Origin of the sequence: Roseomonas sp. CAU 1739 (assembly GCF_039839775.1) — a bacterium.
Taxonomy (GTDB): domain Bacteria; phylum Pseudomonadota; class Alphaproteobacteria; order Acetobacterales; family Acetobacteraceae; genus Neoroseomonas.
On sequence record NZ_JBDOQQ010000001.1, the window covers coordinates 425,574 to 449,277 of the forward strand.

General features: G+C 69.1%; 22 protein-coding genes. 10 read left to right on the plus strand and 12 right to left on the minus strand.

Features of this window, described 5'->3' with window-relative positions; all coding sequences use genetic code 11:
- Window position 1 precedes the first annotated feature (1 nt).
- The 5 genes from AAFN86_RS01965 to AAFN86_RS01985 form a co-directional block, all read right to left on the minus strand.
- Window positions 2–955 (minus strand): tripartite tricarboxylate transporter substrate binding protein, encoded by a 954-nt coding sequence (locus tag AAFN86_RS01965; protein ID WP_347541523.1) that lies wholly within the window; start codon window positions 953–955, stop codon window positions 2–4.
- On the minus strand, window positions 952–1,926 hold the full coding sequence (locus AAFN86_RS01970) for a tripartite tricarboxylate transporter substrate binding protein (RefSeq protein WP_347541524.1): 975 nt from the start codon (window positions 1,924–1,926) through the stop codon (window positions 952–954). Before AAFN86_RS01970 ends, AAFN86_RS01965 begins: the two co-directional genes overlap by 4 nt.
- A 62-nt stretch (window positions 1,927–1,988) precedes the next feature.
- A complete protein-coding gene (locus AAFN86_RS01975; RefSeq protein ID WP_347541525.1) occupies window positions 1,989–2,972 on the minus strand; it encodes a tripartite tricarboxylate transporter substrate-binding protein in 984 nt (327 codons plus the stop codon).
- A 101-nt stretch (window positions 2,973–3,073) separates the two neighbouring features.
- Window positions 3,074–3,709 carry a flavin reductase family protein gene (locus tag AAFN86_RS01980; RefSeq protein ID WP_347541526.1) on the minus strand — a complete coding sequence of 212 codons (636 nt, stop codon included), beginning with the start codon at window positions 3,707–3,709 and terminating at the stop codon, window positions 3,074–3,076.
- A gap of 18 nt (window positions 3,710–3,727) precedes the next feature.
- Window positions 3,728–4,705, minus strand: a complete 978-nt coding sequence (locus AAFN86_RS01985) for a D-glycerate dehydrogenase (RefSeq protein WP_347541527.1) — start codon at window positions 4,703–4,705, stop codon at window positions 3,728–3,730.
- Window positions 4,706–4,832: 127 nt separating this feature from the next.
- On the opposite strand from AAFN86_RS01985, the gene AAFN86_RS01990 reads away from it, so the two are divergent.
- The 7 genes from AAFN86_RS01990 (at window position 4,833) to AAFN86_RS02020 (ending at window position 13,620) form a co-directional block, all read left to right on the plus strand.
- Complete coding sequence (locus AAFN86_RS01990) at window positions 4,833–5,624, plus strand: SDR family oxidoreductase (RefSeq protein WP_347541528.1); 792 nt, start codon at window positions 4,833–4,835, stop codon at window positions 5,622–5,624.
- A gap of 58 nt (window positions 5,625–5,682) precedes the next feature.
- Window positions 5,683–6,948, plus strand: coding sequence for a hydantoinase/carbamoylase family amidase (locus tag AAFN86_RS01995; RefSeq protein WP_347541529.1), 1,266 nt, complete (start codon window positions 5,683–5,685; stop codon window positions 6,946–6,948).
- A gap of 232 nt (window positions 6,949–7,180) precedes the next feature.
- The gene (locus AAFN86_RS02000; RefSeq protein WP_347541530.1) at window positions 7,181–8,068 is read left to right on the plus strand and encodes a LysR family transcriptional regulator; all 888 of its coding nucleotides are present in this window, start codon (window positions 7,181–7,183) and stop codon (window positions 8,066–8,068) included.
- Between the two features lie 88 nt (window positions 8,069–8,156).
- On the plus strand, window positions 8,157–8,957 hold the full coding sequence (locus AAFN86_RS02005) for a putative hydro-lyase (RefSeq protein ID WP_347541531.1): 801 nt from the start codon (window positions 8,157–8,159) through the stop codon (window positions 8,955–8,957).
- A gap of 70 nt (window positions 8,958–9,027) precedes the next feature.
- Window positions 9,028–11,103, plus strand: coding sequence for a hydantoinase/oxoprolinase family protein (locus AAFN86_RS02010; protein ID WP_347541532.1), 2,076 nt, complete (start codon window positions 9,028–9,030; stop codon window positions 11,101–11,103).
- A complete protein-coding gene (locus tag AAFN86_RS02015) occupies window positions 11,103–12,776 on the plus strand; it encodes a hydantoinase B/oxoprolinase family protein (protein ID WP_347541533.1) in 1,674 nt (557 codons plus the stop codon). The genes AAFN86_RS02010 and AAFN86_RS02015 overlap by 1 nt, the downstream gene beginning before the upstream one ends.
- A 94-nt stretch (window positions 12,777–12,870) precedes the next feature.
- Complete coding sequence (locus tag AAFN86_RS02020; RefSeq protein ID WP_347541534.1) at window positions 12,871–13,620, plus strand: hypothetical protein; 750 nt, start codon at window positions 12,871–12,873, stop codon at window positions 13,618–13,620.
- On the opposite strand, the gene motA is transcribed toward AAFN86_RS02020, so the two are convergent.
- Together motA and AAFN86_RS02030 are read right to left on the minus strand one after the other, a co-directional pair.
- On the minus strand, window positions 13,621–14,487 hold the full coding sequence (gene motA, locus AAFN86_RS02025) for a flagellar motor stator protein MotA (RefSeq protein WP_347541535.1): 867 nt from the start codon (window positions 14,485–14,487) through the stop codon (window positions 13,621–13,623).
- Window positions 14,484–15,536, minus strand: a complete 1,053-nt coding sequence (locus AAFN86_RS02030) for a flagellar motor protein MotB (protein WP_347541536.1) — start codon at window positions 15,534–15,536, stop codon at window positions 14,484–14,486. Before AAFN86_RS02030 ends, motA begins: the two co-directional genes overlap by 4 nt.
- A 324-nt stretch (window positions 15,537–15,860) precedes the next feature.
- Here AAFN86_RS02030 and AAFN86_RS02035 point away from each other — a divergent pair, with 324 nt between their 5' ends.
- Both AAFN86_RS02035 and AAFN86_RS02040 read left to right on the plus strand, forming a co-directional pair.
- Window positions 15,861–16,739 (plus strand): N-formylglutamate amidohydrolase, encoded by an 879-nt coding sequence (locus AAFN86_RS02035; RefSeq protein ID WP_347541537.1) that lies wholly within the window; start codon window positions 15,861–15,863, stop codon window positions 16,737–16,739.
- Window positions 16,740–17,016: 277 nt separating this feature from the next.
- The gene (locus tag AAFN86_RS02040) at window positions 17,017–17,826 is read left to right on the plus strand and encodes a murein transglycosylase (protein WP_347541538.1); all 810 of its coding nucleotides are present in this window, start codon (window positions 17,017–17,019) and stop codon (window positions 17,824–17,826) included.
- A 312-nt stretch (window positions 17,827–18,138) separates the two neighbouring features.
- On the opposite strand, the gene AAFN86_RS02045 is transcribed toward AAFN86_RS02040, so the two are convergent.
- The 5 genes from AAFN86_RS02045 to AAFN86_RS02065 all read right to left on the minus strand — a co-directional run bounded on the left by AAFN86_RS02045 (window position 18,139) and on the right by AAFN86_RS02065 (window position 22,649).
- The gene (locus AAFN86_RS02045) at window positions 18,139–19,269 is read right to left on the minus strand and encodes a CaiB/BaiF CoA-transferase family protein (protein ID WP_347541539.1); all 1,131 of its coding nucleotides are present in this window, start codon (window positions 19,267–19,269) and stop codon (window positions 18,139–18,141) included.
- A complete protein-coding gene (locus AAFN86_RS02050) occupies window positions 19,266–20,108 on the minus strand; it encodes an HAD family hydrolase (RefSeq protein ID WP_347541540.1) in 843 nt (280 codons plus the stop codon). Before AAFN86_RS02050 ends, AAFN86_RS02045 begins: the two co-directional genes overlap by 4 nt.
- Before the next feature lie 2 nt (window positions 20,109–20,110).
- Window positions 20,111–21,277: an acyl-CoA dehydrogenase family protein gene (locus tag AAFN86_RS02055; protein ID WP_347541541.1), complete on the minus strand. Its 1,167-nt coding sequence runs from the start codon at window positions 21,275–21,277 to the stop codon at window positions 20,111–20,113.
- A 213-nt stretch (window positions 21,278–21,490) separates the two neighbouring features.
- Window positions 21,491–22,063, minus strand: coding sequence for a thiamine pyrophosphate-dependent enzyme (locus AAFN86_RS02060; protein WP_347541542.1), 573 nt, complete (start codon window positions 22,061–22,063; stop codon window positions 21,491–21,493).
- Between the two features lie 55 nt (window positions 22,064–22,118).
- Entirely contained in the window at window positions 22,119–22,649 is a 531-nt protein-coding gene (locus tag AAFN86_RS02065) for a thiamine pyrophosphate-binding protein (RefSeq protein WP_347541543.1), read from the minus strand.
- A 104-nt stretch (window positions 22,650–22,753) separates the two neighbouring features.
- Here AAFN86_RS02065 and AAFN86_RS02070 point away from each other — a divergent pair, with 104 nt between their 5' ends.
- Entirely contained in the window at window positions 22,754–23,701 is a 948-nt protein-coding gene (locus AAFN86_RS02070) for a LysR family transcriptional regulator (protein ID WP_347541544.1), read from the plus strand.
- Window positions 23,702–23,704 lie beyond the last annotated feature (3 nt).

The following is a 23,704-nucleotide window of genomic DNA, read 5'->3' on the forward strand; positions in this document are numbered from 1 at the left end:
CTTATTGCGGTTGCAGGCCGGCGGCACGGACCAGCGGCGCGAAGGCGGCGAGTTCGTCGCGGATGAAGGCGGTGTAGGATTCAGGCGTCGTATCCGGCGGCGCGCCGCCGAGTTCCTCCAGCCGCGCGCGGGTCGGCGGGTCGGTCAGCACGGCGCGCAGTTCGGTGGACAGCCGATCGACGATCGGGCGCGGCAGGTTGGCGGGGCCGGAGATGCCGAACCAGGCATAGGAGACGACGTCGAGCCCGCCCTCCCGCAGTGTCGGCAGATCGGCGAAGCCATCGGCACGTTCGGCGCCGCTGACCGCGAGCGCGCGTAGCGCCCCGGCCCGCACTTGCGGCCCGGAGGAGGGCAGGCTGTCCATCATCGCCGGGACCACGCCGCCGATCAGGTCGGTCAGCGCCGGGCCGGCGCCGCGATAGGGAATGCTCTCGGTCCGCACGCCGAGCGCCATGGCGAGCCGCACGCCGGCAAGATGCGACGAGGTGCCGATGCCAGCGACGGCGAAGCGAACCTCACCGGCCGCGCGCGCGGCCGCGGCGAAGTCGGCCAGCGTGCGCACCGGGCTGTTCGGGTTGACCAGCAGCACCGACGGCGAGCGCGCGATCATGCCGACATGGGTGAAGTCGCGCAGCGCGTCATAGGGAATGTTCGGATACAGCGCCGGGGATACGCCATGGGATGTGGAGGAGGAGACGAGAAGCGTCAGCCCGTCCGGTTCCGCGCGCGCGACGGCCTGGGCGCCGATCGTCGCCCCGGCACCGGCGCGGTTCTCCACGATGACCGGCTGGCCGAGCCGTGCGCCGAGTTTCTCGGCGACGATGCGACCGACGACATCAGTGGTGCCGCCCGGTGCGAAGGGCACGATCAGGCGGATCGGGCGGGTGGGCCAGGGGGCCTGCGCGCGTGCGGCGACCGGCAGCAGGACAAGTGAGAGGGCGGTGCGGCGCTTCATTCCGGGCGGATCCCCAGGCTGCGGATGACGGCGCCGAAGGCCTCGCGCTGCTGGGCGAGCAGCGTGCGGAACTCATCGGGATTGCGCGGGAGGGATTCGGTGCCGATGGTCGCCAGCCGCTGCCGCGTCTCGGGCAGGGTCGAGGCCTCGGCGAGTTCGTTCGACAGCCGGTCGAGGATCGGCCGCGGTGTCGCCGCCGGCGCCATCATGCCGATCCAGCCGATATAGTCGTAGCCGGGCAGGTTCAGCGCCTCGGCGAGCGGTGGGACTTCCGGCATGAGTTCCGTGCGGCGGCCGACGGTGGACCCCAGCGCGCGGAGCTTGCCCTCGCGGATCAGCCCGGCGGCGGCGGCCAGCGTCTCGATGGCGAAATCCACCTGGCCGCCGAGCAGCGCCGCCATGGCAGGGCCGCTGCCCTGGAACGGCACGTGCAGCACATCGACCTCGGTGCGCGCCACTAGCAGTGCGGTCAGCAGATGCTGCGCGCCGCCGACGCCGGAGGATGCGTAGCTGCGCTTGCCCGGTTCGCGCTTGAGTAGGTCGATGAGCCCGCGTGCGTCTTGCGCCGGGCTGTCGCCGCGCACCACGAGGAAATAGGGCGAGCCCGAGAAGGTCGCGATCGGCGCGAGGTCGCGTTCCACGTCATAGGGCAGCCGCTGCAGCAGCGGCCCGAAGGAGATCGGCCCGATCGAGGCGGCAAGTAGCGTGTAGCCATCGGGCGCGGCCTTGGCGACGAAATCCGTGCCGATGGAACCGCCGGCCCCGGGCTTGTTTTCCGGCACCATCTGCTGGCCGAGCTTCTGCGACAGGTGTTGCGCCATGATGCGACCGACGAGGTCGGTCGCCTGGCCGGGTGGCCAGGGCACGATCAGCCGGATGGTGCGGTTCGGCCAGGCCTGCCCCTGCGCGCGGGCGGGGCGCGCGAGCAGCGGCAAGGCGGCGGCCAGCGCCAAATGGCGGCGAGCGATCATGGAGCGGTTTCCTTGTCCCTGCCGCTTATCCTGCCGCATCGCGGCGGCACCGCAAGGGCGCGCTATTCCACGCTGACGCCCGCGCGGCGCACCACCGGTTCCCAGCGCGCCGCATCCTCGGCGACGAAGCGCGCGAAGGCGGCAGGGCTTTCGCTCGGCTCGACATCAAGGCCGCCATCCTCGAGCCGCTTGCGTGTCTCGGGGTCGGTGATGGTAGCGGACAGGGCCTCGAACAGCCGCTGGATGCGGTCGGGCGGCGTGCCGCCGGTGGCGAGGATCGCGTACCAGGTCGCCGCCTGGATATCGGGGAAGCCGGCCTCGCCGGTTGTCGGCACATCGGGCAGCGCGGCGTTGCGGCGCGTCCCCGCGATGGCCAGCGCGCGCACCGTGCCGGCCTGGATCTGCGGCTGCATCGGGGCAAGCGCGTTGGTGAAGACCTGGATGCGACCGGCCACCACGTCGTTCATCGCAGGACCCGTGCCGCGATAGGGCACGTGTTCCATCTCGACGCCCAGGACCTGGGTAATCAGCGCGCCGGCCGCATGCCCGGTGGAACCGACGCCGGGAGAGGCGTAGTTCAGCGGCGGGTTGGCGGCCTTCGCCACCGCCTGCAATTCGCGCAGGTTGGTCGCGCGCACCGACGGATGCACGATGATGACATTCGCCCCGCTGCCGATCATGCCGACCGGCGCGAAAGCGGTGGCGGGGTCGTATGGCAGGCGGCGCCGCACAAGCTGGTTGATCGTCAGGCTGCCGGAACCGCCGAGCAGCAGCGTGTAGCCATCCGGCGTCGATTTCGCGACGACCTCGGCGCCAAGCGCGCCGCCGGCGCCGCCGCGATTCTCGATCACCACCGGCTGGCCGAGGCGATGCGCCATGCCATCGGCGACGAAACGCCCGACGATGTCGTTGGTGCCGCCCGGCGGCCAGGGGATGACAAGGCGCAGCGGACGGTCGGGGAAGGCTTGGGCGAGGGCCGGCATCGGCAGGATGGCGGCGGCGGCCAGGGCCAGCACGGCCCGTCGCGTCGGGCGCGGGAACATCATCGGACACATCCTCGGTTGCGCGGCCCTCACCCCCGGCGGATGGGTCCGTCGCGCTTGGCCGTCAAACTGACGGCCAAGCTGAACAGTGTCCAGGGGTGGCGCTATGCCTTCTTGCGCGCTTCCCATTCCGCGAGCGGGATGCGCGGGATCTCGATGCGATCGGTGGTGCGCGCATACCAGCCGCGGCCATGCATGCGGCCGACCAGGTCGAGCTTCGGCGTATCGACATAGAACTTCGCCGCATCCAGCACGCAATCGTCGTCGATATGCATCGCCACGACGCGGCCGAGAACGATGGTGTGGCCGTTGGTCGGCACGAATTGCAGGATCTCGCATTCCAGCGCGACCGGGCTTTCGGCGATGCGCGGCACGCGCACCATGGTCGATGGCGTGGTGGTCAGGCCGGCTTCGGTGACCTCGTTCACGCCGGCGGGGAAATCGACCGCCGTGATGTTCATCTGGTCGGCATTGGCGGCGGAGACGAGGTTCACCACGAACTGCCCCGTCGCCTCGATATTGGCGAGCGTGTCCTTGGGCGTGCCCGGCGCGCGCTGCGAGCAACCGATGGCGACGACTACAGGATTGTCTGAGAAGACGTTGAAGAACGAATAGGGCGCGGCGTTCACCTGGCCCTCGCGATCCTGGCTGACCACCCAAGCGACCGGGCGCGGCACAACGGAGGCGACGCAGAGCTTGTAGGCCTGGTCGTGCGGGATCTTGGCGAAGTCGAACAGCATTGGCAGGTAATCCTTGGTTCAGGCGGCGCGGTGCGGCGGGTTCTGGCCCTTGAGCAGCAGCGCTTCCAGGTTCTCGATGCAGCGATTGCCCATGGCGTCGCGCGTCTCGATGGTGGCGGAACCCAGATGCGGCAGCAGGGCGACGTTCTCGAGCGACATGTAGCCGAGATGGATCTTCGGCTCGGCGGTGTAGACATCGAGGCCGGCAGCGCGGATGTGACCGGAGGACAGGGCGGCAACCAGCGCCTCATCGTCCACTGACGGCCCGCGGCCGGTGTTGATGACGATCGCACCCTTCTTCATCTTCGCCAGCCGAGCGGCGTTGAGCCATTTGCGCGTGCCCTCTCCGCCGGGGACATGCATCGAGATCACGTCGATGGCGCCGAGGAAGCTGTCCTCATCGGCGTGGAAGGTCGCACCCTTCTCAAGTTCCACCGGCAGGCGCTGGACGTCGTGGTAGTGGATCTTCATCTGCATGCCGCGCGCCATGTCGGCGAGCTCACGCCCGATACGCCCGAAGCCGAGCACGCCGAGCGTCTTGCCCTGCAGCGTGACGCCCATGAGCTGCGTCGGCGCCCAGCCTTCCCACTTCCCGGCGCGCACCATGCGCTCGCCTTCGCCGGCGCGGCGGGCGGCCATCAGCATCAGGGTGAAGGCGGTCTCGGCGGTGGCGAAGGACAGCACCTCAGGCGTGTGGGTCACGGCGATGCCGCGCGCCTTGCAGGCATCGAGCGCGACATGGTCCACGCCGACGCTGAAGGTGGTAACGATCTTCACGCTGTCCGGAAGGGCGCCGATCGTCTGCGCATTCATGGGATCGCCGGCGGCGCAGAGCACGCCCGCCGCGCCGGCTTCGGTCGCACGCTTCGCGATTGCCGCGCCGTCGCGGAACCAGGGTTCATCCCTCGGGTTCAGCCGGGCGTCGAACAAAGAGGAGAGCCGCGCCTCGATGCCGTCCGGCAGCTTGCGGGTGACGAGGATGACGGGCTTGGCCATGGAACGCTTCCTGCTTGAACTGGGCTTGTGGGCCGCACCATGACGCGGGGCGGCCCGTCTTGCCAGGGGGCGGGGGAGGGGGCAGGGTCCGCCCCGGTTTGTTGGCAGGAAACGAGGGATTAGGACGATGGATCTCGGTCTGAAGGGCAAGCGCGCCCTGGTCATGGGTGGTGCGAAGGGTCTCGGGCGGTCGATCGCCGATGCGCTGGCGGCTGAGGGCACGGTGCTGACCATCAGCGGCCGCGACGTCGCCGCGCTGGACAAGGCGGCGGCCGATCTGAAGGCGCTCGGTGCCCCGGCGGTAACCGTGGTGCAGGCCGACGTGTCCTCCGGCGAGGAGATGGACAAACTTGCCGATGCCGCCGTCGCCGCGATGGGCGGGGTGGACATCCTGGTGCTGAACCATGGCGGCCCGCCCTTCTGCACCGCCTCCGACATGAAGGAGGCGGATCTGGTGAAGTGGTTCCAGAACATCGTCGTCTCCCCCATCCGCATCACCATGAAGCTGATGCCGGCGATGCGGGCGCAGAAGTTCGGCCGCGTGATCGTGGTGGGGTCGTCGGGCATGCAGCACCCGATCCCGACGCTCGCGCTGTCCAACACACTGCGTGCGTCGATCTGGGCCTGGCTGAAGACGCTGTCGGCTGAGGTGGCGGCGGATGGCGTGACGATGAACATCCTCGCACCCGGTTCGATCCGCACCGACCGCATCCTGCAGGGTGCGTCCGCGCGCGCCGCGAAGGCAGGCATCACCGTCGAGGAGGAAGTCGCGCGCGCCGGCAAGGAAGTGCCCGCCGGGCGCGTCGGCGAGCCGCATGAATACGGCCCGATGGGCGCCTTCCTCGCGGGCACGACCGGGGCCTACATCACCGGGTCGATGGTCCGCGTCGATGGCGGCCGCGTCCGCTCCATGCTCTGACGCAACTGGCTGCCGGGTGCGAATGCCGCGCCCGGCGGCCTCACGAAGGTTGAACGCGATGCTGCCGAACCTCACCCCCGATGTGGATCTTGCCGCCGAATTGTTCGACGGGCTGCGCGCGGGCAGCATCGATGGGGAAGGGGTGACGCGCGACGCCTATGGCCCCGGCGAACGCATGGCGCATGCGCTGGTGCGCGCGGCGGCGGACCGTATCGGGCTGGACAGCAGCGTCGATGTCGCGGGCAACCTGTACATGACGCTGCCCGGCGCGGACCGGGCGGCGAAGCGGATCATCCTGGGCAGCCATCTCGATTCCGTCCGGCAGGGCGGCAATTTCGACGGGGCGGCGGGCGTGCTGGCGGGCCTCGCGGCGGTGGCCGGGATGAAGCGCGCGGGCTTCGTGCCCGGACGCGACATCACCGTCATGGCGACGCGCGCCGAGGAAGCCGGCGCCTGGTTCCCCGTCTCCTATCCCGGTTCGCGCATGGCGCTGGGGCTGATGAAGCCGGATGGGTTGGCGATCGCGCGGCAGGATACGGGCCGCAGCCTCGCTGACCACATGAAGGAGGAAGGCCTGGACCCCGATGCGGTGTCGCGCGGCGAACACGCGCTCGGGCCGCACAACGTCGCCGCCTATCTGGAACTGCATATCGAGCAAGGGCCGGTGCTGGATGCGGAGGAAATCCCGGTCGGCATCGTGACCGGCATTCCCGGCAGCCGCCGCCTGCGCGCGGGCCGCGTGGTCGGGGAATACAATCATTCCGGCGGCACGCCGCGCAAGTACCGGCGCGATGCGGCGGCGGCACTCGCCGAGCTCGCCTATCGCATGGATGAGGAATGGTGCCGGCTCGACAGCATGGGCCATGTGCTGGTCTGCACCTTCTGCACCCTGGCGACGACCGAGGATGCCGGCTTCACCAAGATCGCCGGCGAGGCGACATTCCAATTGGACGTGCGCAGCGTCTCCCCGCATGCCTGCGACCTGATGTTCGAGGCGCTGCACCGCTTCATGGAGGAGATCGCCGCCCGCCGCGGCGTGCACTTCGATTGCGGCCCCGAGACCGGCAGCCGCGCCAGCCCCATGGACGAAGGCATCCGCGCCGGGCTGAAGCGCGCGGCGGAGGCGCTGGGCATTGCCCATCGGGAGATGGCATCGGGCGGTGGCCACGACGCGGCGGCGTTCGCGGAGGCGAAGATTCCGTCGAGCATGCTGTTCGTGCGCAACCAGAATGGCAGCCACAATCCGCGCGAGGCGATGCGGATGGAAGATTTCGCGGCGGCCTGCGCCGTGGTGCAGCGCTGGGCGGCGGAGGCGGCGCAGTAGTTGGAGGGGCTTTGCCCCTCCAAGCCACCCCACCAGGGGCCAGCGGGCCCCTGGACCGCGGGGATTTGGCGCCGGGCATGGCGTGACGGCGATAGCGGTGCGGGATGCGCCGCTCACGGTGACCGTCGCGCCCAGCACGAGGTAACGGTGGTCCAGGGTGCACTGCACCCTGGCGGGGTGGTCCGGAGGGGCAGCGCCCCTCCGGCCTTCCTGCCACCACGCACCACACCCCATGCGTGACCTCCGCTCCCTCGAAACCGTCATCTGGGTCACCCGCCTCGGCGGCTTCCGTGCCGCCGCGGCCAAGCTGAACACCACGCAGTCCGCGATCTCCGCGCGCATCGGCCAACTTGAGCAGGAACTCGGCATCCGCATCTTCCAGCGCGGCCAGCGCGTGACGCTGACGGCCGAGGGCACCGCGCTGCTGCGCTACGCCGAACAGATGGTGGATCTGCGGGAGGAGATGCTGCGCGCCATCGCCGACCCGGCGGCGATGCGCGGCCTGCTGCGCATCGGCTTGTCGGAGACGCTGGCCCACACGCTGTTGCCGCGCCTGGTCGAACGCATCGGCGTGGCCCTGCCGGGCATCGTGCTCGATATGCAGGTCGATATCACGCCGTCGCTGCGGAACAGCCTCGCGGCGGGGCATATCGACGTTGCGATGCTGGCCGGCACGGTCGCCGATCCACGCGTGGTGAACCAGCCCTTGTGCAGCTATCCGCTCGGTTGGCTGGCGAGCCCCGCGCTCGGCCTGCCGGACCGCCCGGTGCGGTTGGCGGAGCTGACCCGCTGGCCGGTGCTCAGCTTCTCACACGACACCGAGATCTCAGCCGCGCTGCGCCGCAGCTTTGCCGCAGCCGGTGTGCCGGGCGTGCGGCTATGGGGCAGCACCTCGATCGCCACCATGGCCGAACTGGCCCAGGCCGGGGTCTGCATCAGCGTCATGCAGGTGGTCGCTGCGGAGCGGGAGATCGCCGCCGGCACGCTGCGCCTGGTGGAGGTCGAGGACATCGCCCTGCCACCCGTGGATTTCCACGTCAGCTACCTGCGCAAGCCGGACAGCCACCTCTCGGCGATCGTCGCGGGGCTGGCGCGGGACCTCGCCGGCGCCGCCGACTGATTTTTTCGATCACCCCGATCCAGATTTCGCGTTCGACAGGCGTGAGCGAAGGGCCTGAAATGCCACCTTCGACCCGAGGAGGCTCCGCATGGACCACAATCCCGTGCCGCAGCACGAGACCGGCTGGCAGGTGCGCCAGCGGATCCGCCGTGGCGAGTGGACGCGCTCCACCCAGGGCATGGCGCCGGGCTATGTGCAGGCGAACCTCGCCATCCTGCCGCGCGACCTGGCGGCCGATTTCCAGCGCTTCTGCGCGCTGAACCCCAAGCCCTGCCCGTTGTTGGCGTCCTCCGAGCCCGGCGACCCGACGCTGCCGAGCCTCGGGCGTGACATCGACATCCGCACCGATATCGGCACCTACCGTGTCTGGCGCGACGGCGAGATGGTCGCCGAGATGCATGACATCCGCGACCTGTGGCGCGACGATCTGGTCGCCTTCCTGCTCGGCTGCTCCCATTCCTTCGAGGAAGCGCTGCTGGCCGATGGCCTGACGCTGCGGCATCTGGAACAGGATCGGGCAGTGCCGGTCTATACGACGAATGTGCCCACCGTGCCTGCCGGGCCATTCCACGGGCCGCTGGTCGTGTCCATGCGGCCCTTCCGGCCGGCCGAGGCGATCCGTGCCATCCAGATCACCTCCCGCTTCCCATCCGTGCATGGCGCGCCGGTGCATATCGGCGATCCCGCGATGATCGGCATTGCCGACCTCGCGCGGGTCGATGCGGGGGAAGCGGTGGACATGGAAGCGGGCGAGATGCCCGTCTTCTGGGCCTGCGGCGTCACGCCGCAGGCGGTGGTGGCGGCGACCAAGCCGCCCTTCTGCATCACCCATGCTCCAGGGCGCATGCTGGTGACCGACCTGATGAATTCGCGCCTGGCGGTCTTCTGATCGCCGCTGGCGCGGGGTATGCATGCCCCGCGCGTCACCTTCCGCTTTCCAGGACAGCATGACACCCGACATGGCCAAAGCCCGCCTTGCCGTCGATATCGGCGGCACCTTCACCGACCTCGCCATCGAGAAAGGCGATCAGCGCTGGACCGCCAAGGTCCTGACCACGCCGCATGCGCCGGAGAAAGGCGTGCTGGAAGGCGTCGCCCAGGTGCTCGCCAAGGCGGCGATGACGCCGGGCGACCTCGCGCTGGTCATCCACGGCACGACGCTCGCGACCAATGCGATCATCGAGCGCAAGGGGGCGAAGACCGCGCTGCTGACCACCGAGGGGTTCCGCGACGTCCTCGCGCTGGCCAATGAGGCGCGCTACGACCAGTACGACCTCAACATCAACCTGCCCGAGCCGCTGGTGCGCCGCCGCTGGCGCGTCGCGGTGCCGGAGCGGCTGGACAACACCGGCAAGGTCCTGCTGCCGCTCGATGAGGCGGCGGTGCGCGCTCAGGTCGAGTTCCTGAAGGGCGAGGGGATCGAGAGCCTCGCCATCGGCTTCCTCCATGCCTTCGTGAATCCGGCGCATGAACGCCGCGCGGCGGAGATCGTGCGGGAGATGTGGCCGGGGATGGCGATCTCGCTGTCCTCCGAGGTGTCGCCGGAGATGCGCGAGTGGGAGCGATTTTCCACCACCGTCGCCAATGCCTATGTGCAGCCGCTGATGGCGACCTATCTCGGCAGGCTTGAAACCGGGCTGCGTGCGGCGGGGCTGACCTGCCCGCTGTTCCTGATGCTGTCGGGTGGCGGGCTGACGACGATCGAGACGGCGTCGCGCTTCCCGATCCGGCTGGTGGAATCCGGGCCGGCGGGCGGGGCGATCTTCTCCGCCTTCGTCGCGAAGCAGCGCGGCTTCGACAAGGTGCTGTCCTTCGACATGGGCGGCACCACGGCAAAGGTCTGCCTGATCGACGCGTTCCGCCCGCAGGCGTCGCGCACCTTCGAGGTCGCCCGCGTTGGGCGTTTCGCGAAGGGGTCCGGCCTGCCGCTGCGCATCCCAGTGATCGAGATGGTGGAGATCGGCGCCGGTGGCGGTTCCATCGCCAAGGTGGACAGCATGGGCCGCATCCAGGTGGGGCCGGAATCGGCCGGGGCCGACCCGGGCCCGGCCTGCTACGGGCGCGGCGGCACGCATCCGGCGGTGACGGATGCGAACCTGTCGCTCGGCCGCTACGAGCCATCACTGTTCGCGGGTGGTGCCCTGCCGTTGCAGCCGGAACTGTCGCGCGCCGCGCTGGCGGAACATGTCGGCGGCAAGCTCGGCCTTTCAGGGGACATGGCCGGGCTCGGCGTCGTCGAGATGGTCGATGAGAACATGGCCAATGCCGCCCGCGTCCACGCCATCGAATCCGGCAAGGGTTACGACGGGCGCATCGTCATCGCCTTCGGCGGCGGCGGGCCGGTGCATGGGTATCGCGTGGCGGAGAAGATCGGCGTGAAGCGCATGCTGGTGCCCTCGGGCGCTGGCGTGGGATCCGCCATCGGCTTCCTGCGGGCGCCGGTCGCCTATGAGGTGGTGAAGTCGCTGTACCAGCGCTTCGGAACCTTCGACCTTGCTGCGGTGAACGGGTTGCTCGGCGCGATGTCGGCCGAGGCGACCAAGGTGGTTTCCGAAGGTGCCTTCGGCCAGCCGGTCGAGGAAACGCGCATCGCCTATATGCGCTATGTCGGGCAGGGACATGAGATATCGGTCCCGCTGCCGCCGCGGGCGCTGACCAAGGCGGATGTGGCTGAGATCCGTGCGCTGTACGACGCGGAGTACACGCGCTTCTACGACCGCCCCGTGCCGGGTTCGGATGTCGAAATCCTGTCCTTCGCCGTCACCGTGCGCACCGTGGAAGACCATGTCGAACCGGCCGCACCCGTGGACGACAGCCCGGCACCCAAGCCGATCCGCACCCAGATGGTGCGCGACACCGCGACCGGCGAGGTGGCGGAATGGCCCGTCTATGACCGCGAACACATGTCCCCCGGCGCGACGCTGCCCGGCCCCGCCATCGTGGCGGAAGCCGAGACCAGCACGCTGATCGGACCAGGCTGGACGTGCCGGATGGATGGGCTTGGCTATCTCGACCTGACGCAGGAGGCCGCGTGATGAGCAAGGAAACCGGTGCACTCGCCACCATCCAGCGCCAGATCCAGTGGAACCGCCTGATCGCGGTGGTCGAGGAACAGGCGCAGACCATGATCCGCACCGCCTTCAGCACCACGGTGCGCGAGGCGGGCGACCTTTCGGCCGGCATCTTCGACCTGCAGGGCCGCATGCTCGCGCAGGCGGTGACCGGCACGCCGGGCCATGTGAATTCCATGGCGGAATCGGTCGGGCACTTTCTTGCCAAGTTCCCGGTCACGGGCATGCAGCCGGGCGACCACTACATCACCAACGATCCCTGGCTCGGCACCGGGCACCTGCATGACCTGACGGTCGTGACGCCGGCCTTCCGCAAGGGGAAGATCGTCGGGCTGTTCGCCAATACCGCTCATATCATCGACATCGGCGGCCTCGGTATGGGGCCGGAGGGGCGGAGCGTCTTCGAGGAAGGCCTCTACATCCCCATCGTGAAGTGCTTCGACCGCAATGTGCCGAACGAGACCTTCTTCGATTTCATCCGTGCGGGGTCGCGCACGCCGGTCGAACTCGAAGGCGACATCTACAGCCTGTGCGCCTGCAACGACGCGGGGGCGAAGCGGCTGGTCGAGATGCTCGACGAGTTCGACATGGATACGCTCGACAACCTCGGCGCCTATATCTTCGAGGCCAGCACCCGCGCGACCCTCGCCGAGATCGCCAAGCTGCCGCGCGGCACCTTCAGCAATTCGATCAAGTCCGACGGCTATGAGTCCGAGGTGACGCTGAAGGCGGCGATGACCATCCACGCCGACCGCATCGTGGTGGATTATGCCGGCACCTCCGGCCTGTCCAACCGCGGCATCAACGTGCCGCCGGCCTATTGCCGCGCCTATTCCTGCTTCGGCATCAAATGCGTCGTCGCCCCGGAAGTGCCGAACAATTGGGCGTCGCTGCTGCCGTTCCAGATGGAGATCCCCAAGGGCTGCATCCTCAATGCGCCGCATCCCTATCCGGTGTCGGTGCGCCACATCGTCGGCCAGCTGCTGCCCGACCTGATGATGGGCTGCCTGCACCAGGCCGTTCCCGGTCGCGTCAATGCGGAAGGCTCCTCGGCGCTGTGGAACCCGCCGCTGCGCGGTGGCTCGCAGGTCTCCGGCCAGGCGGCGGAAACCGAGGATTTCGAGATCATCACCTTCAATTCCGGCGGTACCGGCGCGCGGCCGGATAAGGATGGTCTCGACGGCACGGCCTTCCCGTCCGGCGTGCGTACCATGCCGGTGGAAGCGACCGAGAATGTCGCGCCGGTGATCTTCTGGCAGAAGCAGTTGCGCCCGGATTCCGCCGGCGCCGGCCGCACGCGCGGCGGCTTCGGCCAGGTCATGGAGATCGGCGCGAAAGGCGATGCCGAATTCGCGGTAAACGCCATCTTCGACCGCGTCGCCAATGCGCCGAAGGGCCGCGATGGCGGCGGGGAGGGCGCCACAGGCTGGGTCGGCATGAACGATGCCAACGGCACCGTGCTGCGTACCAAGGGCTTCCAGATCATCCCGAAGGGGCGGCGACTGCTGTTGAAGCTGCCCGGCGGCGGCGGCATGGGCGACCCGAAGCAGCGCGACCCGGTGTTGGTGGAACGCGATGTGGCGGATGGGCTGGTCAGCCCCGAAGCAGCGCGCACGGTCTATGGCGTGAAGCCCTGACGCAGGCCGAGCCTTGGCATGGCAGCCCGCCGGCTGCCATCATCAGGCATGGCCGCGCGGGGACGACCGTGGTCGACCTTGAGGGCCTTGCCGGATGACCCTGCTGATCGGCTTCGGTGTTTTCGTGCTGTGCATGGGGGCCGGAATTCTCGGCCTTGCGCTGCACGGTGCACTGCCCGAGCCGCATCGCGGGACGGAAACCAAGGACACGGTGCGCCTGGTACAGGCGCTCATCGCATCGATGGCGACGCTGGTGCTGGGCCTGCTGATCGCCTCGGCCAGCGCGCATTTCCGATCCCAGGCTGAAGGCGTCACCGAACTCGCGGCGGATCTGCTGGTGCTTGATGTCGCGCTGGCCCATGTGGGCCCCAGCGCGCGGGAGGCGCGCGGGACGCTGCGCGACATGGTGCAGGAAGCGGTAAGCGCCCATGTGCTGGAATTGGGCCGCAATGCACCGGTGGTGGACCAGGCGCGCTTCGATGCCTTCTTCGGCGCGGTGGCGCGCCTGCGGCCGGGCGATGAAGGGGAACGTGCGGCGCAGGCCCGCGCTCTGGAGATGGCGCATCGCCTGGTGCAGTCGCGCGCGCAATTGATGGTGCGTGATGTGACGGACGATGTGCAGTGGCCGTTCCTCGGCGTGCTGATCTCCTGGCTGGCGCTGCTGTTTCTCGCCATGGGGCTGTTCGTGCGGATCAATGCGACCATCGTCCTGGCGATGGTGGCCGGGGCGCTCGCGGTCGGCGGCGCCATCTTCCTGATCATCGAGCTGGAGCATCCGCGCACCGGCCTGCTGCGCGTCTCGGATGCGCCGTTGCGCTTCGCACTGGAACGCCTGGACCGCTGATCAGGCGATCTGCAATTCCTGCAGCGACTGTTCCAGTTCCTGGAAGCTCGGCATCAGCCCTGACGGCACCATCTTGCGACCGGTCTCGACGGCGACCTGCGGCGCGTTGCCGTGCAGATGCGCCACCAGCACGGCGCGGATGACCTCGAAGAACTTGCTTTCCTCATCGACGACACCTTTGAGCCGCGACGCGAAGGGCCCCATCAGCCCATAGGCCAGCAGGACTCCGAGGAAGGTGCCGACCAGCGCGCCGCCGATCATCTTGCCCAGCACCGCCGGCGGCTCGCTGATCGACCCCATGGTCTTGATCACACCCATCACGGCGGCGACGATGCCGAGCGCCGGCAGCGCATCGGCCATCGACTGCATGGCGTGGGAGGGATGCATCTCCTCCTCCTTGATCTTCTTCAGCTCGCGCGCCATCACATCCTCGATCTGGTGCGGGTCGTCGGCATTCATGCCGACCATGCGCAGGTAGTCGCAGATCAGGTGCACCACATGGTGGTCATGCGCGATGCGTGGGAACTTGGCGAAGGCAGCGCTTTCCTCGGGTTTCTCGATGTGCGGTTCGAGCGCCATCGGCCCCTTGGTCTGCGCCAGGCGCACCAGGTAGTAGAGCAGGCTCAGCAGGTCCATGTAGTCCTGCCGCGTGTACCGCGCGCCCTTCAGCAACTTCCCGAAGCCGCAGCCGACATGCTTGAGGTCGGAGACGCTGTTGGCCATCACCAGCGTGCCGACCGCCGCCCCGCCGATGATGGCGAATTCGAAGGGCAGCGCCTTGAGGATGATTTCCATCTTGCCGCCGGCGGCGATGTAGCCGCCGAAGACGCAGGCGAGCAGGAAGCCGAGGCCAGCAAGCGAGATCATGGGGTGGCGTCCGGATTCTGGCGCAGAACGGTGATGGAGACGCGGCGATTGGCCGCCGCATTCGGGGTCTCGGGCAGCAGCAGGTCGCGCTCGGCGTGGCCGGACACGCTGCGGATGCGTCCCTCCGGCAGCCCGGCTTCCACCAGCAGCCGGCGCGTCACGTTGGCGCGCTCGGCGGACAGGTCCCAGTTGCTGCGGTCACCGCCGCCGCGGAAAGGCGTCGCATCGGTGTGGCCGGCGATGGCGATCGGGTTGGGCAGCCGCGCTGCGGCCTGCGCGACGCGGGCGAGCAGTACCCGCGCCCGGTCGTTCGGTGCCGCACCACCCAGCGCGAACATCGGCTGGCGGTCCGCATCGATCAGTTGGATGCGCAGCCCTTCCGGCGTCTGTTCCACCAGCATCTGCCGGGCGAGGTCGGCGAGGCCGGGGTCGGCGGCGACCGCCTCGCGGATCTGCGCGGCGGCAGCCTCGAAGGATTCGCGTTCGCGCCGGGCGAGTTCGCGGCGCAGATCGGCTTCGGCCAGCGCCTCCGGCGCGGGGGCTTCGGCGGGGCCGCCGCGCGGTGCCTCGGGGGCGGCCAGCGCGCCGGGGGCGGCCGGGGCGGTCAATTGCGGCCGCTCGGCGTCCTCCTGCGCGGGCGGGCCCTCGCGGCGGGGCATGGGCTGCGCGGGGGTGTCGGTGTCGTCTTCCTCGATATCCATCACCGCCGGCAGCCGGCCGGGCTGGATCGTGGTGACGCCGCTGGTCGAGGTGACGTTGCCGTCATCGTTCGGCGTCCGCCCGCCGAAGGGCTGGCCGGAGCCGGAGACCGATCGCGCCAGCAGGTTGGTGGGGGCGAAATAATCCGCGAGACCCCGGCGCTGTTCCTCGGTGGTGGCATTGAGCAGCCACATGAGCAGGAAGAAGGCCATCATCGCCGTGACGAAATCGGCATAGGCGACCTTCCAGGCGCCGCCGTGATGGCCAGCCTCGCCACCCTCCTCGCGCCTGATGACGATGGTGGCGCCGCCCCGCGCGCCTTTTGCCTTGCCGGACATCGGCGCGACCATGCGCAGCGGGTGCTGACTATTTCGCTAATCTCGCGGCTGCCCGGCAGGGCGAATGAGAATATGTCTTGCCTCCCCACCAGCGGCGCATCGCTGGCGTCCACGCCGGGCGCCGCCGCACCCTTCGGGCCCTGGCTTCGCGCCGCGCATTGTTACGCCGGCAGTAACGGCCCGCCCGGGCACGATCGCGCTTCGCGCTCCCGGATCGCGGCATCGCCGCAATTCGGGATGTTCGTTCAACGGATCCCGCACCCCGCAGAGAGGCGGGACGGACTCGCGTGTCTGTCGCGTGACATGCGCCGGTCGCTATGGTTTGGTCGCTCCCTCATGGACCTTCCCGCCCCGAACCTCGCAGGGCCTGCCGAGACCGCGCCCTATGTCGTCTACCGCCCGGTGCGGCAGACCATGCCGGTCGTCTTCGCCTCGCCCCATTCGGGCCAGGCCTATCCGGCATCGCTCGTGGCCGAGGCGCGGCTGGCTCCCCTCGCGCTTCGCCGCAGCGAGGATTCCTTCGTCGACGAATTGTTCGCCGCGGCACCCGCGCATGGCGCGCCGCTGCTGGCCGCCAATTTCCCGCGCGTGTGGTGCGACGTGAACCGCGAGCCCTGGGAACTGGACCCGGCGATGTTCGACGGCCCGCTGCCGCCATGGGTCAACACCTCCAGCCCACGCGTCGGCGCCGGCCTCGGCACCATCGCGCGCATCGTCGCGACAGGGGAGACGGTGTACCGCCGCCGGCTGTCCTTCGCCGAGGCCGAGGCCCGCATCCGTGCCTGCTGGGAGCCCTACCACGCCGCCCTGGCGGAGTTGATCGCCGAGACGCGCGCTCGCTTCGGCTTCTGCCTGCTGATCGACTGCCATTCCATGCCGGCCCATCCGGCCCAGGCGGCGAACCCGCCGGACATGGTGCTGGGCGATGCCCACGGCACCGCCTGCGCCCCGCGCGCGACGCGGTTGGTCGAGGAAGTATTGCTCGGCTTGCGGTTCCGGGTGCGCCGCAATGATCCCTACGCCGGCGGCTACGTCACGCGCCATTACGGCCGCCCGCGCGAAGCGACCCACGCGCTGCAGATCGAGATTGCGCGCGCGCTGTACATGGATGAGGTGCGGATCGAGCGCAGCGCCGGGCTCGTGCCGCTGGTGCGGAACCTGAACACCCTGATCGGGCATCTGGCCGAGACTGATTGGACCTTCCTCCGCGCTTGATGCGCCGCAGCAATACGGGGAAGATTTTTCTCCAATTGAAGAAATTATTGCTTCAGGAGGCCGGAAAAAAGAAAGGCGGTGCCCGAGGGCACCGCCAAGTTTAGGGAGGAAACGTCCAAGAAAAGCAGCAAGTGGCTAGGCCAACCTGCTGCCGAAGGCACATTTAGGTCGATTGCCCGACCCTCGCAAGAGGTTTTTTGCGGTGCAGCAAAAATGACGCGACGCAGCATGCCGACGAATGTTTGTTGCGTGGCACAGGGCTTGCGCAAGCGGGTGCATGTCGAATCACCTCGCGGTCCTGTGCGGACTCCTGGCAACGCTGATCGCCCTGGCGGGATTCCCGTCCGCCGGGCAGGGGCAGCCGGTGGCGGCGGTTCCCGATCCGGGCGCGGCTTGCCGGGCTGCGATCTCCACCGCTGAACGCGAAAGGGCTGTTCCATCCGGCCTGTTGCAGGCGATCGGCCGGGTGGAGTCCGGCCGGCGCGACCCGCTGACCGGGCAATTCGTCCCCTGGCCCTGGACCATTAACGCCGAGGGGCGCGGCATGTTCTTCCCGACGCGGGAGGCAGCGATTGCCGAGGTCCGGCAACTCCAGGCCCGTGGCGTCCGCATCATCGACGTGGGCTGCATGCAGGTGAACCTGCACCACCATCCCAATGCATTCGCCGCGCTGGAGCAGGCCTTCGATCCGCTGACGAATGCGCGCTACGCCGCGCAATTCCTGTCCGAACTGCGCGCCGCCGGCGGCGACTGGGCGCGCGCGGCCGGGCATTACCATTCGCAGACGCCTGAGCGGGCGGAGCCATATCGCGCGCGGGTACTGGCCGCCTGGGCGGTGGAGCAGGGGCGCCCACCGGGCGATCCGGCGGCCGAGGCAGCGCTGCTGGCGCGTTTCGCGGCGGGTGGGGCGGGGCCGCTGAGCCTGGCGAACCGGGCTGATCGGGCGCAGGTGATCCCGCTTGCGTCCGGTGCGGCGGGGCGGGGGCTGGATGCCTATCGCGCGGCTCCGATCATGGCGATCGGGCGCGCCGCGCCGGTGGCGCCCATTCGCGGGTCGCCGATGATGTTTTTCAGGCGGCCGGCGTGATGGGGGAGGGGGCGCTGCGTCCGCGAGGGTAGGGACCAGAGAGGGGCGGTGCCCCTCTCCGGACCTCACCCCACCAAAGGCCGATGGGCCTTTGGAAACCGTCACCTTGTGTTGGTATGGCGGAGGGCGCGCGGTGCCCAAAACGCCGCCTGCATGATCGGCGCTTCCCTTTTGCCAGGTGCCAGGTCCCGGCGGTCCAGGGTGCCCTGGCACCCTGGCGGGGAGAGGTTTGGAGAGGGGCGGCGCCCCTCTCCGATCACCAGCACCACATCTTCGCGCAGCGGCGCAAAGCCGCTGCAAACCTCCTGCCGGCTACGCCGCGAACTCAGCGCGAATCTTCGCGCTATGCTCGCCCAGCGCCGGCACCGCGCCGAAAGGCCGCACCCCATCCGACAGACGCGCAGCCGGCAGTGCGACCTGCACCGGGCCTTTCTCCGTCTGCACCGGCATGCGCTGCAAGGCCGGATGCTTCTGCAGCCCGCCGCAATCATTCACGAAGCCATAGGCCGTATTGGCGCGCCGTAGCTTGGCCGCGCATTCGTCGCGCGTCAGCGTCGCGAACATCGCCTGGATATGCGCGTCCACCATCGGGCGATGGGCCACGCGGTCGTTGTTCACGGTGAAGCCGGGCTTCTGCGGCAGATCCGGCTCATCGAGGAATTGCGCGCAGAAGGATGCCCATTCGCGCTCGTTCTGGATGGCGATCAGCACGTCGTGGCCATCCTTCGTCTGGAAGGCGCCGTATGGGCAGATGGACGGATGCGCGAGTCCGATGCGCGGCGGGTTCTTGCCGGTACCCTCGTATTGCAGCAGCGGCACCGTCATCCAGTCCGCCATGCCGTCGAACAGGGAGACGGCGATGCCCTTTCCCTGGCCGGTGATGCCGCGCGACAGCAGGGCTTCCAGCACGGCGGCGTAGGCGTGCATGCCGCAGGCGATGTCGCAGGCGGATACGCCGACGCGCCCCGGGCCTTCGGCGCGGCCGGTGATGTAGGCGAGACCGGATTCCGCCTGCACCAGCAGGTCATAGGCCTTCATCGAGGCGTATTCGCCTTCCTCCCCATAGCCGGAGATGTCGACGGTGATGAGCCGCGGATGCTTCGCGCGCAGGTCGGCGGAACCGAAGCCCGCCCGCTTCATCGCACCGGGGGCGAGATTCTGGATGAACACATCCGCCTTGGCGATCAGCCGTTCCAGCAGCGCCTTGTCGCCGGGCTGCTTGATGTCGAGGCAGACGCTCTCCTTGCCGCGATTGAGCCAGACGAAATAGGAGGATTGCCCGTTCGCCACCTTGTCGTAGCCGCGGGCGAAGTCACCCTCGGGGCGTTCCACCTTGATCACCCGCGCGCCGGCGTCGGCGAGGCGGGAGGCGCAGTAGGGCGCGGCCACCGCCTGGTCCATCGCGACGACGAGAAGCCCCTCGAGGGGGCGGGATCCGCTCATGCGTTGTTCTCCGGCATCGGGGCAGTGACCGCGGCGCGCGCGGCGAGAAGGTCGAGGATGGACAGCACGCGGTGCTCAATCTCGCCGCCCGCGCCGTAGTCGGCGGGGACGGCGCAATGCACGCGGCCATCGGTGATCAGCTTGCGGGTGCGTTCGGCGCGCTGCGCGTCGCCGGCGGGATGCACGGCGATGGCGTGCCCGCCCTGTTCCTTGACGAGGCGGAAGCAGGGGATGTCGGTGTCGCCATCGCCGATGAAGATGATGTTGGCGAAGGGCACGCGCCGCGCCTCGGGCGGGCGGTACGCATTGACTGCGGTGTTGTCCGCGAGGTCGAGCGCATCCTTGTTGATGCGGAAAAGATACTGCGTCTTGGTGGTGTAGTTCACCGCGATGGCGGGCGCGATCGCCGCGCCGGATGCATTGTAGAGGAAGCCCGAAGCGAAGACCGCGCGGAAATGCCGCCGGATCGCCGTGCCTTCCACCAGTTCCCGCAGGCCGGAGGAGATGACGTAGTGCTCCACCGCCAGCCCGCGCGCCGCACCGGCCGCGTTGACCCGGTCGAACCAGGTCTCGACGCCGGGGAACAGCGTGATGCCCGCGCCATGTGCGGCCCAATCCTCCCGCCGCACCGGCACGTCGGCGGCGGCGGCTTCGACCAGCATGCGGTGCATGTAGGTCAGGATCGGGTCGCCCTGCTGTTCCTCGGCCAGTTGGTTGGACCGCGCCCAGAAGGCGCGCGCATCCAGCCCGAGCTTCGGCAGGAAGACGTGTTCCTGCATGTTGCCCGGGGCGAGCGTGCCGTCGAAATCATAGGCGATGGCGACGGGCACGCCGGCCATGGTCAGTAGCTCCGCGGCATCCCCAGCACGTGCTCGCCGATGAAGGACAGCACCAGGTTCGTGCTGATCGGCGCCACCTGGTACAGGCGGCATTCGCGGTACTTGCGCTCGACGTCGTATTCCTCGGCGAAGCCGAAGCCGCCATGGGTCTGCAGGCAGGCCTCGGCGGCCATCCAGGCGGCGTCCGCGCAGAGCATCTTGCCCATGTTGGCTTCCTCGCCGCAGGGCAGCCCGGCCTCGAACTTCTTCAGCCCCTGCTGCAGCAGGGCTTCGGCCGCGCGCATCGCCGCATAGGCCTTGGCGATCGGGAACTGCACGCCCTGGTTCTTGCCGATCGGGTGGCCGAACAGCACGCGCTGCTTGGAATATTCCACCGCCTTGTTGATGAACCACTTCGCGTCGCCGATGCATTCGGCCGAGATCAGCATGCGCTCCGCGTTCATCCCGTCGAGGATGTAGCGGAAGCCCTTGCCTTCCTGGCCAACCATGTTCTCGGCCGGCACTTCCATGTTGTCGAAGAAGACCTCGCAGGAATTGTGGTTCATCATCGTGCGGATGGGACGGATGGTCAGGCCGTGGCCGAGCGCGGCCTTCATGTCGACCAGGAAGGTGGACAGCCCATCCGTCTTCTTCTTCACCTGGTCGCGCGGCGTGGTGCGGGCCAGCAGCAGCATCAGGTCGGAATGCTCGGCACGGGACGTCCAGATCTTCTGGCCGTTGACGATGAACTTGTCGCCTTCCCGCTTGGCGAAGGTGCGCAGCGCGGTGGTGTCGGTGCCGCTGGTTGGTTCGGTCACGCCGAAGGCCTGCAGGCGCAGTTCGCCGGTGGCGATCTTGGGCAGGTACTTGGTCTTCTGCTCGGCATTGCCGTGCTTCAGCACGGTACCCATCGTGTACATCTGGGCGTGGCAGGCCGCGGCGTTGCAGCCCGACGCATGGATTTCCTCGAGGATCGCAGCGGCGGCGGAGAGCGGCAGGCCTGACCCGCCAAATTCCTCGGGGATCAGCGCGGACAGCCAGCCGGCCTCGGTCAGCGCATTGACGAATTCGGTGGGGTAGCCGCGACGGGCATCGAGCTCACGCCAGTATTCGCCGGGGAAGCGGGTGCAGAGCTTGCGCACCTCCTCGCGGATCTCGGCGTGGGCGTCGGTCGGCATCTGCATGTCCATGGGTTCTCTCCCGCTTGGGTGGGGATTAGGGCCGGGTGGGCGGGCTGGCAAGGTGATTGGATTGTGTGCCTCAAACGCCGGCGCCGCCATCCGGCGGCCTGGCTTTCGCGCCCTGCATCGGCGTTCTTGCGGCGACTGTCGGACTGGGCGCGCTCGCGGCCCGATGCGCGGCATCGGGCCGAAGGGTACGCGACAGAAGGGGTGGGCGGTGTCTCAGGCGGCCAGCCCGAGCGCCGCCTGCATTCGGCCGCGTACATAGGCGCCGTCGCGGCTTGGCAGCACGCGCGGGGCTTCGGCCGGGTCGATGCTGATCACCGCGACGCGCGGCCCGGCACCGCCGGCCTGGATGGATGCCGCCAGCGCGGCCACGCCCGCCATGTCGGCGATGCGCGACGCATCGGCGATGCCGCAGCCGCGCGCCACCGCGGCCAGGTCCACGCCGCGGCCGGTGTGGCTCTGCTGCCCGCCGGTCTCGCCATACAGCCCGTTGTCCAGCACCACGACGGTCAGGTTGGCCGGCGCCTGCAAGGCGATGGTGGCGAAGGCGCCGAGCCCCATCAGTTGTTCGCCATCCCCGGTGACCACCACCACGGGCCGGTCGGGCTGCGCGATCGCCAGGCCGAGGCCCATCAGCGCCGCGCCCCCCATGGCACCCCAGAGGTAGAAGTTGCGCGCATCGTCGCCGGCTGCCGCCACATCATAGGTCGCAGCGCCGAGGCCCGTGACGACCAGCGCCTCGCCGCGATCGGCCAGCAGCCGCGCAACCACATCCCGCCTGTCCAGCATCGTCATCTCCGTAGTTTGGCGCATGGCCGTCCCGCCGCTCCGCTCCGCCTGCATCTCAAAAGACCTTCGCGCCGATAAGCCGCTGTCCCAGCAGAACGGCGACCGCGCTGCCGCCCTCGAACACCATCCGCGCGGCGGCGTTCACCGTGTCCGCGACATCCTCCGGCCGATCGGCGCGGCGGGTCTCCACATCCATCAGCCGGAAGGCGGCCTCGGTCGTCGAGCCCATCGGCACCTGCCACGGATTGAACTCGCCCCATTCGCCGCGCATCGTCACCAGAACCAGCAACGGGAAGCGGCAGGTCTTCACCAGCGACAGCATGTTCACGCAGTTCCCGACACCGGAGGACTGCATCAGCAGCACGCCGCGATCGCCGCCCAGCGCTGCACCGGCGAGGACGGCGATGCCTTCCTCCTCGGTCGTCAGCGGGATGGCGCGCATGGCGGCATCGGCATGGATGCTGCGGATCAGCCGCGCATGGCCGCCATCGGGCACATAGGCGACCTGGCGCACCTGCCAGCGCTGCAACTCGGCGAAGATCGCATCGGGCCAGGCGATCGCCTCGGCTGAAACGGTACCATCCATGGAAGTCCCTCCCGCATTCGGTGGCGGTCTTATGCGGTGCGACCAGCCTTCGCGAAATTCGAAACAACGGATAGCTTCCATCGCAGAATGCTATAAATGACAGGATGGACCTGCGGCAGCTGCGCACCTTCCGCGAAATCGCCGAGGCCGGCTCGCTCAGCCGTGCCGCCGACCGGCTGCGCATCGCCCAGCCGGCGCTGTCCCGCCAGGTCCGGCTGCTGGAGGCCGAGGCCGGCCTCGCGCTGTTCACCCGCCATGGCCGCGGCATGGCGTTGACCGAGGCAGGGCAGGATCTGCTCGCCCGCGTCGCCGGGCCGATGCGGCAATTGGAAGGCGCCATTGCCGAGGTCCGCGCCCTGTCCGGCGCGGTGGCGGGGCAGGTCGCGCTCGGCATGATGCCGACTGTCGCCGCGGTGCTGGCCGGGCCGCTGTCGCGCCGCGTGGCGCAGCGGCATCCTGATGTCTCGCTCCGCGTCGTCGAAGGCTATACGGGCCACCTGATCGAATGGGTGCAGCGCGGGGCAACCGACGCGACGCTGCTGTATGGCCGAGCGACGGATTTCCACCTGCCGGTGCGCGACCTGTTCGTCGAGGGGCTGGTCCTCGCCGGCCCGCCAGGCAGCGGTCTGTCGCCCGATACGCCCGTCACCCTGGCCGCCGCCGCCCATCATCCGCTGGTGCTGCCGAGCCGCCCGCATGGTCTTCGCGCTATCGTGGACGCCGCGGCCGGGCGGGCCCGTGTCACGCTGAACCTGCGGCATGAGGCCGATTCCTTCCTGGTCCTGAAGGACCTCGTCGAATGCGGCCTGGGCTTCGCCATCCTGCCGCGCTCGGCGATCCGGCGGGAGGAACAGGAAGGGCGGATGCTGGTGGCACCGCTGGTGCGCCCGGCGATCCGCCGGCATGTGGTGCTCGCCCTGCCGCCCGATCGTGCGCCGGGGCGGGCGACGGAGGCGGTGCTCACGCTGCTGGCCGAGGAAGTCGCCGCCCGTGCCGAGGCCGGGGATTGGCGACTGAGCCTGGGACGGGCGGCGGATGATCAGCGCGCTTGAACT

Bases quoted from the DNA above. Each gene is read 5' to 3' on its own strand.
- AAFN86_RS02000 (WP_347541530.1), top strand. From the start codon at position 7,181: ATGCGTGACCTCCGCTCCCTCGAAACCGTCATCTGGGTCACCCGCCTC.
- AAFN86_RS02035 (WP_347541537.1), top strand. From the start codon at position 15,861: ATGGACCTTCCCGCCCCGAACCTCGCAGGGCCTGCCGAGACCGCGCCC.
- AAFN86_RS01990 (WP_347541528.1), top strand. From the start codon at position 4,833: ATGGATCTCGGTCTGAAGGGCAAGCGCGCCCTGGTCATGGGTGGTGCG.
- AAFN86_RS01980 (WP_347541526.1), bottom strand. From the start codon at position 3,709: ATGCTGTTCGACTTCGCCAAGATCCCGCACGACCAGGCCTACAAGCTC.
- AAFN86_RS02015 (WP_347541533.1), top strand. From the start codon at position 11,103: ATGAGCAAGGAAACCGGTGCACTCGCCACCATCCAGCGCCAGATCCAG.
- AAFN86_RS01995 (WP_347541529.1), top strand. From the start codon at position 5,683: ATGCTGCCGAACCTCACCCCCGATGTGGATCTTGCCGCCGAATTGTTC.
- AAFN86_RS02050 (WP_347541540.1), bottom strand. From the start codon at position 20,108: ATGGCCGGCGTGCCCGTCGCCATCGCCTATGATTTCGACGGCACGCTC.
- AAFN86_RS01985 (WP_347541527.1), bottom strand. From the start codon at position 4,705: ATGGCCAAGCCCGTCATCCTCGTCACCCGCAAGCTGCCGGACGGCATC.
- AAFN86_RS02005 (WP_347541531.1), top strand. From the start codon at position 8,157: ATGGACCACAATCCCGTGCCGCAGCACGAGACCGGCTGGCAGGTGCGC.
- AAFN86_RS02020 (WP_347541534.1), top strand. From the start codon at position 12,871: ATGACCCTGCTGATCGGCTTCGGTGTTTTCGTGCTGTGCATGGGGGCC.
- motA (WP_347541535.1), bottom strand. From the start codon at position 14,487: ATGATCTCGCTTGCTGGCCTCGGCTTCCTGCTCGCCTGCGTCTTCGGC.
- AAFN86_RS02045 (WP_347541539.1), bottom strand. From the start codon at position 19,269: ATGAGCGGATCCCGCCCCCTCGAGGGGCTTCTCGTCGTCGCGATGGAC.
- AAFN86_RS02070 (WP_347541544.1), top strand. From the start codon at position 22,754: ATGGACCTGCGGCAGCTGCGCACCTTCCGCGAAATCGCCGAGGCCGGC.
- AAFN86_RS02010 (WP_347541532.1), top strand. From the start codon at position 9,028: ATGGCCAAAGCCCGCCTTGCCGTCGATATCGGCGGCACCTTCACCGAC.
- AAFN86_RS01975 (WP_347541525.1), bottom strand. From the start codon at position 2,972: ATGATGTTCCCGCGCCCGACGCGACGGGCCGTGCTGGCCCTGGCCGCC.
- AAFN86_RS01970 (WP_347541524.1), bottom strand. From the start codon at position 1,926: ATGATCGCTCGCCGCCATTTGGCGCTGGCCGCCGCCTTGCCGCTGCTC.
- AAFN86_RS02040 (WP_347541538.1), top strand. From the start codon at position 17,017: ATGTCGAATCACCTCGCGGTCCTGTGCGGACTCCTGGCAACGCTGATC.
- AAFN86_RS02060 (WP_347541542.1), bottom strand. From the start codon at position 22,063: ATGCTGGACAGGCGGGATGTGGTTGCGCGGCTGCTGGCCGATCGCGGC.
- AAFN86_RS01965 (WP_347541523.1), bottom strand. From the start codon at position 955: ATGAAGCGCCGCACCGCCCTCTCACTTGTCCTGCTGCCGGTCGCCGCA.
- AAFN86_RS02030 (WP_347541536.1), bottom strand. From the start codon at position 15,536: ATGGTCGCGCCGATGTCCGGCAAGGCAAAAGGCGCGCGGGGCGGCGCC.
- AAFN86_RS02055 (WP_347541541.1), bottom strand. From the start codon at position 21,277: ATGGACATGCAGATGCCGACCGACGCCCACGCCGAGATCCGCGAGGAG.
- AAFN86_RS02065 (WP_347541543.1), bottom strand. From the start codon at position 22,649: ATGGATGGTACCGTTTCAGCCGAGGCGATCGCCTGGCCCGATGCGATC.